The sequence below is a fragment of the Segetibacter sp. genome (genome assembly GCF_025963695.1).
Lineage (GTDB): Bacteria > Bacteroidota > Bacteroidia > Chitinophagales > Chitinophagaceae > Segetibacter.
In genome coordinates this window covers 25,533-42,510 of record NZ_JAOQAH010000042.1, presented here as the reverse complement: position 1 = coordinate 42,510, position 16,978 = coordinate 25,533, and the positions used below count along the sequence as shown (strand labels likewise).

General features: G+C 39.7%; 17 protein-coding genes. 5 read left to right on the top strand and 12 right to left on the bottom strand.

What is annotated here, in order from left to right; all coding sequences use genetic code 11:
* Positions 1-340 precede the first annotated feature (340 nt).
* Positions 341-2,986: a cyanophycin synthetase gene (gene cphA, locus JWR87_RS07630; protein ID WP_297817813.1), complete on the bottom strand. Its 2,646-nt coding sequence runs from the start codon at positions 2,984-2,986 to the stop codon at positions 341-343.
* A 682-nt stretch (positions 2,987-3,668) separates the two neighbouring features.
* Here cphA and JWR87_RS07625 point away from each other — a divergent pair.
* The 5 genes from JWR87_RS07625 to JWR87_RS07605 all read left to right on the top strand — a co-directional run bounded on the left by JWR87_RS07625 (position 3,669) and on the right by JWR87_RS07605 (position 7,984).
* Entirely contained in the window at positions 3,669-3,980 is a 312-nt protein-coding gene (locus JWR87_RS07625; protein ID WP_297817808.1) for a hypothetical protein, read from the top strand.
* Between the two features lie 244 nt (positions 3,981-4,224).
* On the top strand, positions 4,225-5,088 hold the full coding sequence (locus JWR87_RS07620) for a UbiA family prenyltransferase (protein WP_297817803.1): 864 nt from the start codon (positions 4,225-4,227) through the stop codon (positions 5,086-5,088).
* Entirely contained in the window at positions 5,081-6,160 is a 1,080-nt protein-coding gene (locus tag JWR87_RS07615) for a type III polyketide synthase (protein ID WP_297817800.1), read from the top strand. The genes JWR87_RS07620 and JWR87_RS07615 overlap by 8 nt, the downstream gene beginning before the upstream one ends.
* Positions 6,157-6,867, top strand: a complete 711-nt coding sequence (locus JWR87_RS07610) for a methyltransferase domain-containing protein (protein WP_297817797.1) — start codon at positions 6,157-6,159, stop codon at positions 6,865-6,867. The genes JWR87_RS07615 and JWR87_RS07610 overlap by 4 nt, the downstream gene beginning before the upstream one ends.
* Positions 6,845-7,984, top strand: a complete 1,140-nt coding sequence (locus JWR87_RS07605; RefSeq protein ID WP_297817795.1) for an FAD-dependent oxidoreductase — start codon at positions 6,845-6,847, stop codon at positions 7,982-7,984. The genes JWR87_RS07610 and JWR87_RS07605 overlap by 23 nt, the downstream gene beginning before the upstream one ends.
* A gap of 81 nt (positions 7,985-8,065) precedes the next feature.
* On the opposite strand, the gene JWR87_RS07600 is transcribed toward JWR87_RS07605, so the two are convergent.
* The 11 genes from JWR87_RS07600 to JWR87_RS07550 form a co-directional block, all read right to left on the bottom strand.
* A complete protein-coding gene (locus tag JWR87_RS07600; RefSeq protein WP_297817793.1) occupies positions 8,066-8,521 on the bottom strand; it encodes a DUF983 domain-containing protein in 456 nt (151 codons plus the stop codon).
* A gap of 58 nt (positions 8,522-8,579) precedes the next feature.
* Positions 8,580-8,897, bottom strand: coding sequence for a thioredoxin (gene trxA, locus JWR87_RS07595; protein ID WP_297817791.1), 318 nt, complete (start codon positions 8,895-8,897; stop codon positions 8,580-8,582).
* A 91-nt stretch (positions 8,898-8,988) separates the two neighbouring features.
* Positions 8,989-10,272 (bottom strand): UDP-N-acetylmuramoyl-tripeptide--D-alanyl-D-alanine ligase, encoded by a 1,284-nt coding sequence (murF, locus tag JWR87_RS07590; protein ID WP_297817787.1) that lies wholly within the window; start codon positions 10,270-10,272, stop codon positions 8,989-8,991.
* Between the two features lie 277 nt (positions 10,273-10,549).
* Positions 10,550-12,091 (bottom strand): SUMF1/EgtB/PvdO family nonheme iron enzyme, encoded by a 1,542-nt coding sequence (locus JWR87_RS07585; protein WP_297817783.1) that lies wholly within the window; start codon positions 12,089-12,091, stop codon positions 10,550-10,552.
* Between the two features lie 283 nt (positions 12,092-12,374).
* A complete protein-coding gene (locus tag JWR87_RS07580) occupies positions 12,375-13,793 on the bottom strand; it encodes a Glu/Leu/Phe/Val dehydrogenase (RefSeq protein WP_297817780.1) in 1,419 nt (472 codons plus the stop codon).
* Between the two features lie 204 nt (positions 13,794-13,997).
* Positions 13,998-14,228, bottom strand: a complete 231-nt coding sequence (locus JWR87_RS07575; protein WP_297817777.1) for a CcmD family protein — start codon at positions 14,226-14,228, stop codon at positions 13,998-14,000.
* A complete protein-coding gene (gene ccsA, locus JWR87_RS07570; protein WP_297817774.1) occupies positions 14,221-14,898 on the bottom strand; it encodes a cytochrome c biogenesis protein CcsA in 678 nt (225 codons plus the stop codon). Before ccsA ends, JWR87_RS07575 begins: the two co-directional genes overlap by 8 nt.
* A gap of 132 nt (positions 14,899-15,030) precedes the next feature.
* Entirely contained in the window at positions 15,031-15,690 is a 660-nt protein-coding gene (locus JWR87_RS07565; protein ID WP_297817771.1) for a heme exporter protein CcmB, read from the bottom strand.
* Positions 15,690-15,983, bottom strand: a complete 294-nt coding sequence (locus JWR87_RS07560) for a PIN domain-containing protein (protein WP_297817768.1) — start codon at positions 15,981-15,983, stop codon at positions 15,690-15,692. Before JWR87_RS07560 ends, JWR87_RS07565 begins: the two co-directional genes overlap by 1 nt.
* Positions 15,970-16,149 (bottom strand): hypothetical protein, encoded by a 180-nt coding sequence (locus JWR87_RS07555; protein ID WP_297817765.1) that lies wholly within the window; start codon positions 16,147-16,149, stop codon positions 15,970-15,972. The genes JWR87_RS07560 and JWR87_RS07555 overlap by 14 nt, the downstream gene beginning before the upstream one ends.
* A 165-nt stretch (positions 16,150-16,314) precedes the next feature.
* On the bottom strand, positions 16,315-16,908 hold the full coding sequence (locus JWR87_RS07550) for a thymidine kinase (protein WP_297817762.1): 594 nt from the start codon (positions 16,906-16,908) through the stop codon (positions 16,315-16,317).
* Positions 16,909-16,978: the final 70 nt, after the last annotated feature.

The window sequence follows — 16,978 nt, the reverse complement described above, 5'->3', positions numbered from 1 at the left end:
CAACATCGTTGCGTCGCACTCTTCAACTACAAACCATTATGGTTCGGTAGAAGATGTTTGCAGAATATGCTAAGCGGCAGGAAGTGACAGCCCTGTGTCTTTTTGTTTTTGTGCTTTTAGGGGCGAAGAAAAAGCTGCATGAAGAAATTGAAGTACAAGAGTGCGACGCAACAAAAGTTTAAAAGGCTCCAAATGCTGGCCTACAAAAAAATGAAAAATTATAGCTACCAACAAAAGCTGCCTGATTAACCAGGGTAATTATTATTCAAGATTTTTTTCTTACAACAAAACAGTCCGATTGCCGGGCTGTTTTGTTTTTTACTATTTTATTTCGCCCCTTTTACACTAACGAACCTATTTCTTTTTCTTTCTGATGTAATTGTTCTGATTGCTGTAACTCTCGAACACATTGTAACACCTTTGCTATATTGTCGGTAAGTATAGTAATGAACGAACCGGGTACTGCACCATGAATGGCCATCTCAACAGCTGCACATTCACTTGTATTGACAGTTATCTTTTTACCTGCATCATACCGTTTTATACCCGCGGTTACAAGGTGTAATATTTCATCAGGTGTTCGACCTCTTAAATCTTCATCGAGTTTCACAATGATTTCATCAAAAACTTTTGCAGCTTCTTCACCCACACTCATTAGGTCACTGTCACGCCTGTCTCCAACGCCTGCAATTATTCCGATTTTCACAGTAGCGTCAACAGACTTTACAAATTTACCAATTGCATTTATTCCATGAGGATTATGGGCATAATCGACCATAACAGTGAATTGGTTGAAGTAAAACATGTTCATTCTGCCGGGAATAGTTTCGGGCGACGGAATAAATGATTGAAGACCTGCCCGTATATCATCTAAGTTGAAGTTGCTTACAAAAGCAGCCAACGTTGCGCCTAAAACATTGGCAATGTTAAATTGCGCTTTACCCGCAAATGTTACTGGTATGTTTCCAACCTTTTCAATTCGTATTCTTTTGCTTCCCTGAAGAATAACAATATAGTTGTGGGAATATATAGCAGCGAGGCCGCCCTGCTGGCAATGTCTCTTTACGCGCAAGCTATTTTCGTACATAGAGAAGAGTGCTACTTTACTCCTTACGTTGTCTTTCATCGCAAATACAAGATCGTCATCAGCATTTAAGATAGCATAACCAGTAGGCAATACTGTTTCTGCGACCACAGCTTTTACACGTGCCAGCTTTTCAATAGTGTCGATGCCGTTTAAACCCAGGTGATCTTCTGCAACGTTTGTAATAACTGCTGCATGGCAAAACGGAAAACCTAATCCTGCTCTTAAAATTCCGCCACGTGCGCACTCCAGCACGGCAAATTCAACTGCGGGATCTTTTAAAACCAATTGCGCAGAGGCAGGGCCAGAGCAATCGCCTTTTACTACCAGCTCGTCTTTTATATAAATGCCGTCTGTAGTTGTATATCCTACTTTATATCCTACCTTTTTAGCCATGTGGGAAATAAGCCGGGTTGTGGTGGTCTTGCCATTTGTACCAGTAATTGCTATGATAGGAATGGTGCCCTGGTTATCGTGCGGGAAAAGCATATCTAATACGGGTGCCGCCACATTTTTCGGTTTTCCATGTGTCGGATCTATATGCATTCTAAATCCGGGGGCCGCATTCACTTCCAGTACTGCACCGCCGGTTTCTTTGATCGGTGACGATAAATTGGTAGCTATAATATCTATTCCACAAATGTCTAATCCAATAACCCTGGCAATTCGCTCAAACAGCGCAATGTTTGAAGGGTGAACAATGTCTGTGACATCTGTAGCAGTGCCACCTGTACTTAAATTTGCCGTAGGTTTTAACCAGCATTCTTCTCCGACAGGTAAAACTGTTTCCAGCGTATAGCCTTTTTTCTCTAATACATGCATTGTTGCTTCATCTGCCCGGATTGCCGTTAATACATTTGAATGTCCGCTACCTCTTTTGGGATTGGTATTTTCGATCTCAATTAATTGCTTAATAGTATGTGTCCCGTTGCCTGTTACGGCCGCAGGTGTCCTCATTGCAGCTGCTATAAATTTATAATTGATGACCAGGGCCCGAAAATCGTAACCACTAATGGAGCTTTCACAGATTACCCGGTTCGAATATTTTTTTGCTGCATTCATTGCCTCAAGGGCATCTTGCATTGTGTTTATCTCGGTAGTTGCACCCTTACCCTGGTTTCCATCAACCGGTTTTATTGCAACCGGATACCCAACATATTCTAGAGCCTCCTTTAATTCTTCCTCATTAGAGATTATTACTCCCTTTGGAACAGGAATATCGGCACTCTCTAATATTTTTTTTGTTGCCGCTTTGTCACCAGCTAGCTCTACCGCAATGCACCCTGTAGTGCTTGCAATAGTTGCCTGAATTCGTTTTTGGCTTGCTCCAAACCCTAGTTGAACGATGCCATGATCGTTTAGTTTCACAAAAGGAATATTTCGCCTCTGTGCTTCTTTTATTATTGAGTAAGTGCTAGGCCCCGGAAATTCTTCGTCAGCAATCTTCTTCAATTTCTGTATATCTTCTTCAATATCGTAAGTTTCTCCTTTTACCAAAGCCTCCGCGATTCGTACCGAAGCCTGGGCTGCATATTTTCCTGCGCGTGGCTCTTCATATGAAAAAGCTACATGATAGACTCCTTTTTTGCCCGTTTCCGCTGTCCGTCCAAATGTAGTATCCATACCTGCTAATGACTGTAATTCAAGTGCGATGTGTTCGACGACATGTCCCATCCAGGTACCTTGCTTTACACGATTGAGGAAGCCGCCGGCGGTGCCTTCACAACACAGGTGCGTTTCTAAAGAGGGTATCAGGTTAATTAACCTTTGATTAAAGCCGGGAATTGTATTGGTTGGGGAATTTTCGAGCACCTCCAAATCCAGCAGCATAACAACTATTTTATGCCTTTGTATTGACCAATAGTTGGGTCCGTTCAATAAACGGATATCGACAATTTTCATATGGGGACTTTTGTTAATCTATAGAAAACTTTGCACCAATTGTGTACTAATACTCCGCCTTTGGAAAAATTAAATGAGAGAGGCTATACAAATAAGAAATGGTACCAGATGTTTGATGCCACTGATTTTGCAAGTTTTTTCCGCTTGAATCTAATTGATAATATTATAGTTTCTATTAATGCATTTATCTCTGTTTTCTAATTTCTCGTAGGCGATCTAACAGCGGGAGAAGTACTTTGGTGCCGTAACTACCATTTTAAGACACTTAGAAAAAGATGATAAAACGATAATTCTTTTTTCTTTTTTTGCAAAAAAGTGCTTCTGTTTCTTTTAAGGAAAATCTTTTGGTTATTCTACTTCGATCGGTTGGGAATTTTAAAAAGTAGTGAGTTTGTTGAGGAAGGTGAACCATTATCGGGAAAAATGTTTCTCAAACGGTAGCTACAGCAATGAAATTCAAGGAAGCAATGCTGTCCTTTTTTTCTCGAACGCTGGTTTTGCCAAGCCGAAGCCAACTAGTAAGGATCATGCGGCAGCCGGTCTCTCAACTTTAGCGGGGACTCAGCGTTAAATACATATACTTCTGCATGGGCTATTTGAAATTTCCGGAGACGTTTACGTACAGCAAAAGATGGCATACAATTTTTAATAATTTTCTATTATCCATAGAAAAAGTAAGATTATGTCAGAAAATAATTCAGGCTTAAGCAATCAAAACGAGGACAATTTGAATTCATCGGTAAGTGGTGCTAATACAAGTCAACTAAGCGGAGACACAGTCACTGTTCAGGGAACGACGTTTACCAAAGAGGAAATTGAACAAGCCAACAAGCCCCAACCTAATGTTATTTTAGATAAAGTTGGTGGACCAAACACAGAAACGACCCGCGATAACGAAAGAGTAAATGCCAGGGCGAACGAGGCGTCCGACTCGACCGACACCAACACAGGTGGAATAGTTGCGGGTGCTGCAAAAGGGGCTAATCAGTCGTAAGCTATCCTGGTTTAAAAGGCGTATAAGCAGAATCGCTCGTGCAATTTTTTTAAACCCGCTGGCGGGCTGCTTGCACTTTAAGGAGAATGGAATAGGTCCTACGCGAGACCGGGTCTGGTGGCGGGTATCAAGATTCTTCGTTTTAATAGCGCTTTCATCTGCGTTGTCAAACGAGGCGAGTGTTTTACACAACTGCTTTTTATAAAGAGTATTATTTAGCAGTATATTTAAAATAAAAAACCTGTTGCTTCATCGTTCCACAATACAACTACTTCGTTTTCCTTTTTCTTATTTCTTAATGCCCGTTTACTGGTTTGCTGTAAGTTTTGTTGATACCATAAACCTTCCCCGTGCTATCTTAATTTTTATAATCCTCCACTTGCTGGTATATCCTTCGAGCAACGGTTATAATAGTTATATGGATAGAGATGCAAGTAGTATAGGAGGAATTGAAAATCCGCCGCAGCCGACCAAACAATTGTTTGTTGTAACTATTGTGATGGATTTGACAGCAGTTGTTTTATCCTTGTTTATCTCTTCTTTATTTGTAACGTGTATTATCATTTATATCATTTGTTCGAGATTATATAGCTATAGAGGAATTCGTCTAAAGCAATATCCATTAACTGGTTACCTTACAGTTATCTTTAACCAGGGAGCGCTTACTTTTTTTATGGTTTATCATGGCGTGGACTCTAATCTTACAAATCACATGTCTTTTGTAGGTTTATTAGCCGCCGCATTTCTAATTGGCGGATTTTATCCCATCACCCAAATCTACCAATACGAAGCCGATGCGAAGGATAACATTACCACTATTAGCATGAAGTTGGGTAAAAAAGGAACCTTTATTTTTTGCTCTGTCATGTATTTCATTGCTGTAGCGCTTTTATGGTCATATTATAAAAGCCACGAACTTTATAGGCCTTTTATTGTTTTAATAATCTTTTTTACTCCTGTAATCGTATATTTTCTTCAATGGTTTATAAAGGTGCTAAAAAATGAAACTGTTGCTGATTTTAAACATACAATGCAAATGAACTGCCTTGCAAGCACGTGTACCAGCCTTGCTTTTATAACAATAATTCTGCTTCAAAAATTTGGCTAATATTATATCTATAGGAACTGCTCTGCCTCAACATTGCCATCCGCAACAAGAGATCCTGAAGTTTATGCAAAAGGCGTATAGGCTTAATGACGACGATGCAAGAAAGCTGGCCTTTTTGTACAAGCATAGTGAAATAGAGAACAGGTACTCGGTGTTGCCCGACTTTGGAAAGCCCGAACACGAGTGGGCGTTTGTTGAGCCAGAAGCAGATGAAAGATGCCTTAACAGCAGGATGAATTTCTTTGATGTAAATGCGCTTGCTTTGTCGGTTGCAGCTATAAAAGACTGTCTTAAGGATCATATTGAACCAAGAGAAATCACGCATCTCATTACCGTAAGTTGTACGGGCATGAGCGCGCCCGGACTTGACCTACAGGTAGCAGAGGAACTCGGTTTATCAAATAAAGTTTTTAGAACATCGGTCAACTTTATGGGTTGTTATGCGGCTATCCATGCCATGAAGATTGCCAAAATGATTTGTGATACTACTAAAGCTGCGAAGGTTGTAATTGTTTGCACTGAGCTTTGTACCATTCATTTTCAAAAGCGTTTTACTTTAGACAATGCTGCCAGCAGCTTATTGTTCGGAGATGGCAGCGCTGCAATGCTTGTTTCAAATTCGATAATTTCTGCTAACGCTTTAAAGATAAAAAGCTTTTATGCAGAGATTTCATATAAGGGTAAGGATGATATGTCGTGGCAAATAAGTAATACCGGTTTTTTAATGAAACTTAGTGCTTATATACCTCAGTTGATACAAGAGGACATAGCGGCTTTAGTGGGCAGTGCTTTGGATGAAGGAGAACTAGATCGAAGCAACGTCACACATTGGTGTATACATCCTGGAGGAAGAAAAATTTTGGAAGTAATTAGGTCTAAGTTATCTCTAACTTTAGAAAACCTTTCCTGCTCAAGAGCTGTCTTATCGAAGTATGGAAACATGTCTTCCCCTACTATTTTATTTGTGCTTAAAGAAATAATGGAAGGAATTCATGACAAGCCAGCGAATGTTTTTGGAGTAGCCTTTGGACCAGGTTTAACGATGGAAACATTTATTGCTTCAAAGTCATGAACCTCTCACAGAGGTCATATCAAAAAGAATTTTTAGACGAAGACTTCCTCCCTTTTGCTGACATCAGGCAAAACATGAAAGAGCTGAATTTTATCAACAAATGGTTAGGGGGACATGGTATATCTATCGATGCATTCCGACAACTATTAAAAGATAAGAGAGAAATCTCGATTTGCGAGATTGGTTGCGGTGGGGGAGATAACCTTGTGGCAATTAGTAACTGGTGCAGGAAAAAAAATATTAAGCTAACTGTAACGGGAATTGATTTAAAGAAAGAATGTATAGATTTTGCAAAAAGCAGGGCAGATAAATTTTTGGATGTAACCTGGATTACTAGTGATTACAAAAAGGTTGGTTTTAAAAAAAAACCCGATATTATTTTCTCTAGTTTATTTTGTCACCATTTTACAAACGAAGAATTGGAATGCCAGTTTAAATGGATGAGTGAAAATAGCGGGATAGGTTTTTTCATAAATGACTTGCAAAGAAATATACTGGCGTACTATTCAATAAAGCTGCTTACACGCCTGTTTTCAAACTCTTACCTTGTTAAGAACGACGCGCCCTTAAGTGTTGCAAGGGGATTTAATCGGGATGAATTAATTGCGATTTGCAGGAAAGCTAACATCGGCAATACCACAATTACGTGGAAATGGGCCTTCAGATATTTAATAATTTACCAAAATGACGCACGAGGGTCTTTATGATGTAGCCATTGTAGGAGGAGGATTGGCAGGCCTCTCACTTGCCATCCAATGTGCTGACCAACATCATAAAGTGGTCCTTTTTGAGAAAGAGGAATACCCCTTTCACAAAGTTTGTGGTGAATATATTAGCCTCGAAAGTTGGGACTTTTTGCAACGGGTAGGCATAGATCTAAAGAGGTTGAATCTACCCTTAATCAACACGCTTCACCTGTCAGATGTGAAGGGAGCTATCTACTCGTTTGACTTGCCATTAGGTGGATTTGGAATTAGTCGTCACTTATTAGACGATGCATTATTCAAGCTGGCAAAAGCAAAAGGTGTAACTATATTTACTGGTAGTAAAGTCAGTGAGGTAAGTTTTAGTAACAATATTTTTGCTTTAGCAACATCAGAAAAACAACTGCGCGCAAAGGCTGTTGCAGGCTCTTTTGGTAAAAGAAGTAATCTCGACATTAAGTGGAAAAGAACATTTACAACACAAAAGACCAATAGCCTTAATAATTATATTGGTATTAAGTATCATATTCGATACGTACACGATAGAAATAGCATTTCATTGCACAACTTCCATAATGGTTATTGCGGGCTTTCGAAAATAGAAGACGACAAAAGTTGTCTTTGCTATTTAACTACAGCGGCCAATTTAAGGGCTTGCGGTAATTCGATAGAAGAAATGCAAAGGCAAGTTTTATATAAAAATTCAAGGTTGAAAGAAATTTTTACTTCTGCTAATTTCCTCTACGATGAGCCTTTGGCGATTTCTCAAATTAGTTTCGACAAAAAGTTACAGGTGGAAAACCATGTGCTGATGTTGGGGGACGCCGCCGGAATGATAAGTCCTCTTTGTGGCAATGGCATGAGCATGGCTATGCATTCGTCCAAAATAGGGTTTAATTGTATTGATTCTTTTCTTTCAGGAAAGGTTGATAGAGACACAATGGAGAAGAAGTATGAGTGGGAGTGGAAGAAAAATTTTTCAAGAAGGCTTTTGATAGGTCGATATGTTCAGAGCCTTTTTGGAGGAAATGCTTCAACTTCTATGTTTTTAAAAACAATGCATTTGTTGCCGTTTGCGGCAAAAGGTCTAATTCGCTTAACTCATGGAACTTCCTTTTAAACAAATGCCCACTGACATTCACGGTCCAATCTTTTAAAATAGAAAATTGGCGGTTATAAAACTTTGAGGAATTATTTGTAACTACCAGTTATTCATTTGTTCTTTTACCACTCTCTCATATTCAATCGCCTTCTTTTCCTTCCAATCTGGGTCGTATTTCACAAACCAGCTTAACCACAATGACCGCGATAAACGCATGAACGGAGGTTGAAGGATTAAGAGGGTAACGCCGTTAAATACGAGCCAGTAAATAATACTATTATCGTATAATTTAAAACCTAGTAAAACCCACCAGGCAACAAAAGTGGCTACGGTGTAAGCAACCGTAAGTGCGTAACTTACATAGCTGGTTCCATAATAAAACCCAACTTCAATTTCTGTAGGTTGACCACAAACAGGGCACTTTTCATGCATCTTCAAATTGTTCTTGAAATCATAAGCATTTTCAGTAACAAATATTTTTCCCTCCCGGCATCGCGGACATCGATTAGTAAGGACTGTCCACAAATACATCGGCCTCCTGTTTTTCTTAGTCATAAAATTCAACTTGTAGGTGCAAAGGTAACTATTAGTCCACTAACCGTTCGGATGTCTATCAAATCGTTGCTTTCTGTTTCACTATCGATTGTAACTGTTTTGCAGAAAGCACTCCTGATTGGCGCCACAAAGTTTGCCCATGTTTAAACAAAATAAGTGTAGGAACTCCCGAGATATTAAGTGAACTGGCAAGCTTCGGATTTTTATCTACATCAATTTTTAGGATTCTTATTTGGTCGCCCATCATTTGCCGTAATTCTTCCAAAACCGGCTTCATTGTTTTACATGGTCCGCACCACTCGGCGTGAAAGTCTACCAATACAGGTTTGTTACCTTTAATTATTTCTCCAAATGACTCTTTGGCTGCTGTATCCATAGTAAGGGTATTTGATTTTTTGTCTGGTACTCCCAGGTATTACAACAATTTCTATACCTGTAAGCTCCAAAAACAGTTTTGCTGTGAGGAATTATAGTGCTTCCGCAACTTTCTCCATTTGAATACTTCTGCTGCCCTTGATTAATATGTAGCTGTCTTTGATTTGCTGTTGCTTTACCCACTCTGATGCTGCAGTCGTGCTTTCAAAGTAAATAAAGGGATGATTAATTTTACTAAAATCTCCCCCCACAAGAATTACTTTGTTCCAGCTTGTGAGGCTTATATTTTCAACTAGATTTTGATGTTCTGCTACACTTTCATCCCCTAGTTCCATCATCGCACCTAGCATCAGTATTTTGTTATTTGCTTTAATACCGGCCATGTTTTCAATAGCCACTTTCATACTTGACGGGTTGGCGTTATATGCATCTAGAATGATATGATTTGAACCCTTCACATACATCTGGCTTCTACTATTTCCCGGGGTATATTCTTCTATTGCTTTTATAATGTTTTGAAGCGGTACATGGAAGTGTTTTCCTACGGCAACTGCACATAATACATTTGGAAGGTTATAATCTCCCACCAGTTTAGTTTCAATAGTAGCCCCCTGATCTTTTCCTGTTAACGCTACCTTCAAAAAATCCTCAGAAGTAAGAGCGTGTCCGGTAACTGCTGCTTTTTTAGTGCCGTAAGTAATAATAGGCTCAATACCCCGGGCCATCTCTTGCAGGTAGTCGTAGTCATTATAAACGAATGCTGCTCCTTCGTGCCTGCGGAGATAAGCAAATAGTTCTCCTTTGCCTTTTTTGACTCCTTCTATTCCTCCAAATCCTTCGAGGTGCGCTTTGCCACAGTTGGTTATAACGCCATGAGTCGGCTCAACATATTGGCAGTAACTCTCAATCTCTTTCTGGTGATTCGCCCCCATTTCTATTACCGCCATTTCTGCATCCTTGCCCACCCGTAGTAACGTAATAGGGATTCCAATATGATTGTTCAGATTACCTTGAGTTGTATATGTTTTGTAGTGAGCAGCCAGTACAGCACTTATCAATTCTTTCGTAGTCGTTTTTCCATTACTTCCGGTAATAGCAATAAATGGAATGTTAAATCTTTCTCTATGATGTTTTGCAAGTAATTGTAAACTTTCCAGAACATTGTCTACTTTAAGAATTCGCCCTTCCGCGTCTACAATTTCCTGGTCAACAATGGCGTAAGCAGCACCCGCTTCAACTGCTTTTAACGCGAACTGATTACCATTAAAATTTGGTCCTGAAAGAGCAAAAAATAGATCTCCTTGTTTTAATTTTCGCGTATCGGTTTGGATAGACGGATATTGAAGAAAAAGCTCGTATAACTGTTCTGTAGTCAAAGTGGGTGGTTTATAAAAACAAAAATAGAGAAGCAGCGTTAAAAGACTAACACGAATAACCTGAAATAAAGAAGTTTCAGTAAAGAGAGCGTCGGGTATTCTTTTATTGGATGCAGCATTAGGAGATTGTACAAGTGAGCGACGCAAGAATGAATCACAAGTGTACTACAGCTTGATAACCTACAAACTTTGCTATCATTATTACTCCTTCGAATTTTATGAAAATGAAAGAGCCACCCGTGACTGGATGGCTCTTTCATTTGTATTTTACTTTGCCTTATTTTTTCTGTCTGCGTTTAGGGAAGAAGTTACCAGTCTTACGACCATTACCTTCAGGTGAACCGGGAGCAATCATCGCACAGCGGAAACCTACCGTACTGCTGCTCTGATCCTCTTCAAGAAAACGACGCGTACCTGGGCTTAGCCAATAGGCTCTGTCATTCCAGCTGCCACCCTTAATAACCCTTGACTGGTCACTAACTAACGTTGTTAATCCATAACCGTAAGAAACATTGCTGGTGCTATCCCCATCCAGGTAATTGATGGCGTAAGATCTTTGATAGTTGCGGCGCATCCTTAAAGTAGAGTCGCTTTCATCTACCATTTTAATTCTACCTATACTGTCTCTTAAATTTCCCTCACCACCAGTAAGATCAATTTTTTGAAAACGATTACCCCGATATGGATTGAAGTCGTCAGCTTCCTGGTTAGTTAATGGACGATATACATCGGCCACCCACTCACTTACATTGCCACTCATATTGTAAACGCCAAATCCGTTCGGGAAGAAAGCTGTAACCTCTGCTGGTATAGCTGAACGGTCATTCAACCCACCGGCAACCCCCATGTTATCACCGCTTCCGCGTTTGAAGTTTGCCAGGAAGCTACCTTGCCATGCACCACGGCGGGTAGCACGAAGGTTATCATAACCATCATTTTGCCACGAATAAATTTGCCGGTTTGTGTTATTTTCTTCACCACGTTTTTTCTCGCTCGTACGAACCTGCGGATTTTGATTGATATATCCTAAAGCCGCATATTCCCACTCAGCTTCAGTTGGTAGACGATAACCTGGCAACAGAATTCCGTCATCGAAATTAACGTGTGTACGAGGCCGGCCTTGTGCATCTTTTAAAGCATTTTTCTTCGGTTTACCAGGTACGCCCTGGTATTCACCCATTAGGTAAGCTTTTGTATTAAAGTTTTCCTGTCCACCTCCGGCCATTTGAGTCTTGATAGTATTGCTATTCTGGTAACCAGCACTAATCAACTCACCTTCGTTAACCCTGTCGGTACGCCAAATACTAAAGTCGTGTGCCTGTTTCCAATTTACACCTACTACAGGATAAAAATTGTATGAAGGATGTCGGAAATAATATTCAACATAAGGTTCGTTAAAAGCCAGTTCGCTTCTCCACACCAACGTGTCAGGCTTGGCGCCTTGTAACACTGCATCGTATTGGGGATCAGAAAAAACGCTTTCGATCCAGTGAATATATTCGCGGTAGTGAACGTTTGCTACTTCGGTTTTGTCAATGAAAAAGGAGTTCACTGTAACACGACGTGGAATATTGTTCCAGTCTCCCATGATATCTTCTGTAGTGGCGCCCATCGTAAAAGTACCCCCCTGAACAAATACTAGTCCCGGTCCTGTTTTAACATTTTTGGCCTTTGCAACATTGTAGCCTCCCATGTTTTTATCGTTGTACTTCCAACCTGTCATTTCTGACTTAGGTCCCTTGTTTTTGTTGCACGACGCCATTAAGGCAACTGCTCCTAACAGGATGGTGAAATTTTTTAGACGCAAAACTTTGTGCATTTGAAACATTTTAACTCGTAATAAACGTGAAGAAAAGATAATTATTGTAAATGTTTATTTCATAAGCACTGCGAATATAGAAGGTTTACGTAGATATTTTTGTTAGGAATGAATTAGAAGAATGTTAGTGAAATACTAATGTTATAAAAGTAAGATAACCGGCTCTAAAAATGCGAAATAAAAGCTAATTAAAGTATAAAATTTTAAGTTATGATAACTTCTTCCTCAAATAAAAACATCCCCGCTTGTGGAGATGCTGCATGTATATTAAGCTATAAAAGTTTTATGGGAAGATTCCTAATTCGGCGTAGCTGGTAGCGACTTTATTGATAGCGCAAACATAAGCGGCTGTTCGCATATCAGGGATGTCGGGGTGTGCTTTCCACACCTCCATAATTTCGCGCGTTGCAGTTACCATTGTTTCTTCAAGCCCGCTATGTACAAGGTCAATCTCATCGGCTCCGTGTTCAATGAACTTTTTTTCTTTTGGATCAACAGTCTTTCCGGTAAGATCCTCCATTTGACCAATAATGTGCTTGTTCATGTTTTCAGTAAAGCGCTTCTCAAGTCTTCCATAACGAACGTGGCTAAGGTTTTTTAACCACTCAAAGTAGCTAACGGTAACACCTCCTGCGTTCAGGTACATATCGGGAACGACCAGTGTACCTTTTAGCGATAATATTTCATCAGCTTCCGGGGTTAGGGGACCGTTAGCTGCTTCTCCAATAATTTTTGCCTTTATTCTTGGCGCATTTTGACCGTTTATCACGTTTTCCAAAGCTGCTGGTATCAAAATGTCACATTCCAACTCAAGGGCGTCCGAAGTGAGCGGTAAGTTGGTTCCTCCCGGAAAGTTTAAAATAGTTCCATTCTCTTTTCTGTGTTGAAAAACGTCGTCTTCATTCAAGCCATCAGCATTGTAAATAGCGCCTTCCCATTCAGCGATGGCGATTACTTTAGCTCCTCCTTCTCTAAAGTATTTGGCAGAGTGGTAACCCACGTTTCCTAAGCCCTGAACAACTACTGTCTTGCCTTCGATACCTGTAGGCAGTCCTAGTTTTTCCATTACGTCAACCATGTTGCACACTTCCCTTATGCCAAAAAAAACACCCATCCCGGTAGCCTCTGTTCGACCACGAACTCCTCCTTGCGAGACTGGTTTGCCGGTTACACAGCCTGCTGCATCCACCTCACCTGGATGCATTGCCACATAGGTGTCTAAAATCCACGCCATTTCTCTTGCCCCGGTACCATAGTCCGGCGCCGGAACATCTGTACCAGGTCCTATAAAGTTCTTTTTAATCAGTTCCGAAGTATAACGGCGGGTAATTTTTTCCAGTTCAAACGCGGTATATTTTTTAGGATCTATTTTTATACCTCCCTTGGCACCACCGAAGGGCACGTTTACAATGGCACATTTATAAGTCATCAGTGCAGCAAGGGCCATCACCTCATCCTGGTTTACCTCCATGCTAAAACGAATACCGCCTTTGCATGGTGATTTATGGTGGCTATGTTGTACCCGGTAGGCTTCAATAACTTCTATATTATCCCCAATTCTCACCGGAAACTTCATGCTGTAAATACTATTGCATGCCTTTATTTGCTCTAAAATTCCCAGATCCCAACTAGTGAATCGCGCAGCCTTATCAAAACTTTTTGTTACGCTGTCAAAGAAGCTATAGTCAGCACTTACTATCATAATTATCTCCTTTTTAAAATTTCGTATTAGCCCAGCCCATCGTTATTTATTTTACGAGGCCGGCATTTGTCCTTCAACCCACATCGTTGTGTCACTCTCTTGTACTGCCAATCGTTATGCTTCCCGATGCATTTTATCAAACGGTACAATAACCTTGAATATTTTACTTCTTCTTTATTGTGCGTTTAAAAAGGATCCTTTTATTTATACATCTCCTTTTTCTAACCTTGTTATTTTTTTGTCTAATCTTATAACATAGGCCAACAGTCCAGCCAGTAAGGTAATTACAACTGCCATCACTACATATATCTTACCCTCGCTCCGCATAAGTCCATCATCTTTTGTTACTGTTGCTTCGCCTGTGGTCTGAGCTATTGCAACAAGTTGCACAAATAATGCAAGTGCTATGAAAACCAATTTTTTGTACTTAGCCATTTACCGGTTGTTTTTCTTTTAATTGTTCAAATCTGATTCTTAAAGTGGTGGTCCACACGCCCAGCAGGGTCCACCCCAAAATAGCCGGAACAAATACTGTTGCCATAACAGAATCAAGGCTGTCGCCTCCCATTCCCGGATTTCCCTCAACGCCCTTTCCTCCTGGATGAAGGCTTTCTACCATTCTTGGAATAATCCAAAGAGTAGGAAAGAGCATAGCAAAGGCAAATACATTATAAACAGCACCAAGTTTTGCTCTTTTGTCAAGGTCAGGAACGGAGTTTCTTAGTATAAAATAAGCAGCATATATAAGTAATGCGATAGCAGCGAGCAATTGTTTAGGGTCGTTGCTCCATGCTTCTCCCCATGTATAATTTGCCCAGATAGCTCCTGTTATCAGCCCAAGTACTCCAAACAAAACACCTGCTTTTGCATATTCCCTTGAATAAATATCAGCATCAGTCGTAGGGTTTCTTAGGTATTTAATGGCATACACAACAGACACTAATAATAGTACCATCATGCCAAACCACATGGGTACATGAAAAAAGAAGTTGCGTATAGAGCCGTACAAATTGCCTACGTGTGGAACTTTAATTAGAAAGCCTGCAATAAACGTATAGAGTAACAGAACTGTCGTTAGAATTTTCCACCAGGATTTCCTGATCATGGTTAATATTATTTTTTACTGCAAAAAAGAAAATATTTTCGCTTTGGCAGTTTAAGTTGCAAAATTAGGGGAAAGGGTCACATTGTAACGGTTATGAAAATAAGATTTGAGGTAAGTGCTTTTTTGATGCAACTAATCCTTCCAAAGAAATGGAAAGAGGATAATTGCCAAAACGACTACCATAGCATCTAATCCTATTAGCAGCAGAACCATCTGCCCAAGGCCTGCTTGTATAACAGATGAAAAAGCAATAGTGGCAATTTTCATTAATAGTAACAATTGAGGAATAATTATAGGAAACCCAAGAATGGCCATTAAGGCTGCCTGCTGTTGAGCTTTTGATGCAATTGCTGCTAAAAACGTAAAAACCAAGCTTAGGCTTACACCGCCTAAAGTTGCTAATCCAACAAATTGAAATGGTTGTCTTAACGGATTGCCCATAAGCACAAGAAACAATAAAAGACTCATGAGGCTCATTACAAGCATCAACAATGCATTGAAGAGTAATTTGGACAGAATGAAATCTACCGGACCTGCTATTGAATAGAAATACAACATTCTTCCCTTGCTTTCCTGTAAGAAGCTTTTTGCTACTGCATTTACACAGACAAATAATTGGATCATCCAAAATAGTCCGTTCCATACATCATCTTCTGGTTGGCCCATAGCAAGGTAGAGCACAAAAATTGTTGAAATAACGTACAACAGCACACCGTAAAAACTATACTGTTGCCTTATTTCAAGCAATAAATCTTTCTTAAAAAGGGCTGTTATTGTTTTAAGGCTATTCACTAAAAGCTAACGGTTTGTAGTAAAGGGATGTAAGAGAAACCTTTATCATTTGTAATAAGAATAGCGTTATTTAGAATTGCCGTAGCGGCAATAATTGTGTCAGGAAGTTTAATCTTAGATTCTCTTTTTAATGAAGAAATTCTATCTATTAACTCGCGATCTTCTTTTTTTAAATAAAAAACTTCGATTTCTTTTATTCCGACAGGTGTAGAAGTTAGAAACCTAAGTGCAGCATTACCGTTAAAGAATGAGATTAGGGTGCTAGTGTCTAAAATGTACTTAATCCCATTCATCTCTTAACTTTTTTTGTTCTGCTACAACATATCCTTCCCGTGTAAGTTTGCCAAAGAAATGTGTGAGGTTATATGTTGGCGTTTTTGTTTCTTTAACCGGTTCTTTTAATGGAAGAACAAGTGCTTCAATTTTTTTATATTCTATTATTTTTCTGAATGCTGTCATATTATAAGATACCTAAATTGCCCGGTAGCTGCGTGTGAAATGGGCTCGCAATGAAACATACGAGGCATTACATGATAAAAGTTTCATCAAAATTACAAGGGATGAATGTAGTGCGACGCAACGATGCAATATCAGGGCTTTTAAGTTTGTTCCCAAAAAATTTGGCTACCTGTTAGATGGCAATAATTCTTGCTGTCCTTCATTATAACATTTCCTGCACCTTGGTTCGTACACATTCTGCTCGCCCAACAACACCTGGCCTTCTTCGGCAGACTTACGATAAGAGATGTTTGCAAGATGACCACACCTCACACAAATTGCATGCAACTTGGTTATAAAGTCAGCTATGGCCAAAAGCTTCGGCATCTGACCAAAGGGTCGTCCTTTAAAATCCATATCAAGACCGGCTACTATTACGCGAATACCTTTTAAGGCAAGTTTTTCGCAAACATTGATAATCTCATCATCAAAAAATTGGGCTTCGTCGATACCAACAATATCGACGCCGTTTGCAAGCAATAAAATAGTTTGTGAGTTGTCTATCGGGGTAGAATGTATAGAATTTGAATCGTGACTTACTACCGCGGTTTCATCGAATCTAACATCAATAGCAGGTTTAAAAATTTCAACTTTCAGGTTAGCAATTTTGGCCCTTTTTAGTCTTCTGATTAGTTCTTCTGTCTTTCCGCTAAACATGCTGCCGCATATTACTTCTATCCAACCACGCCGTTCACCTGAAATATTCGGTTCAATAAACATTCTTAATATAACTTGTTGTTGTACGCAAAGAGTTAGTAATTTTAAATTTTATAACTCTAACGAAACTTCA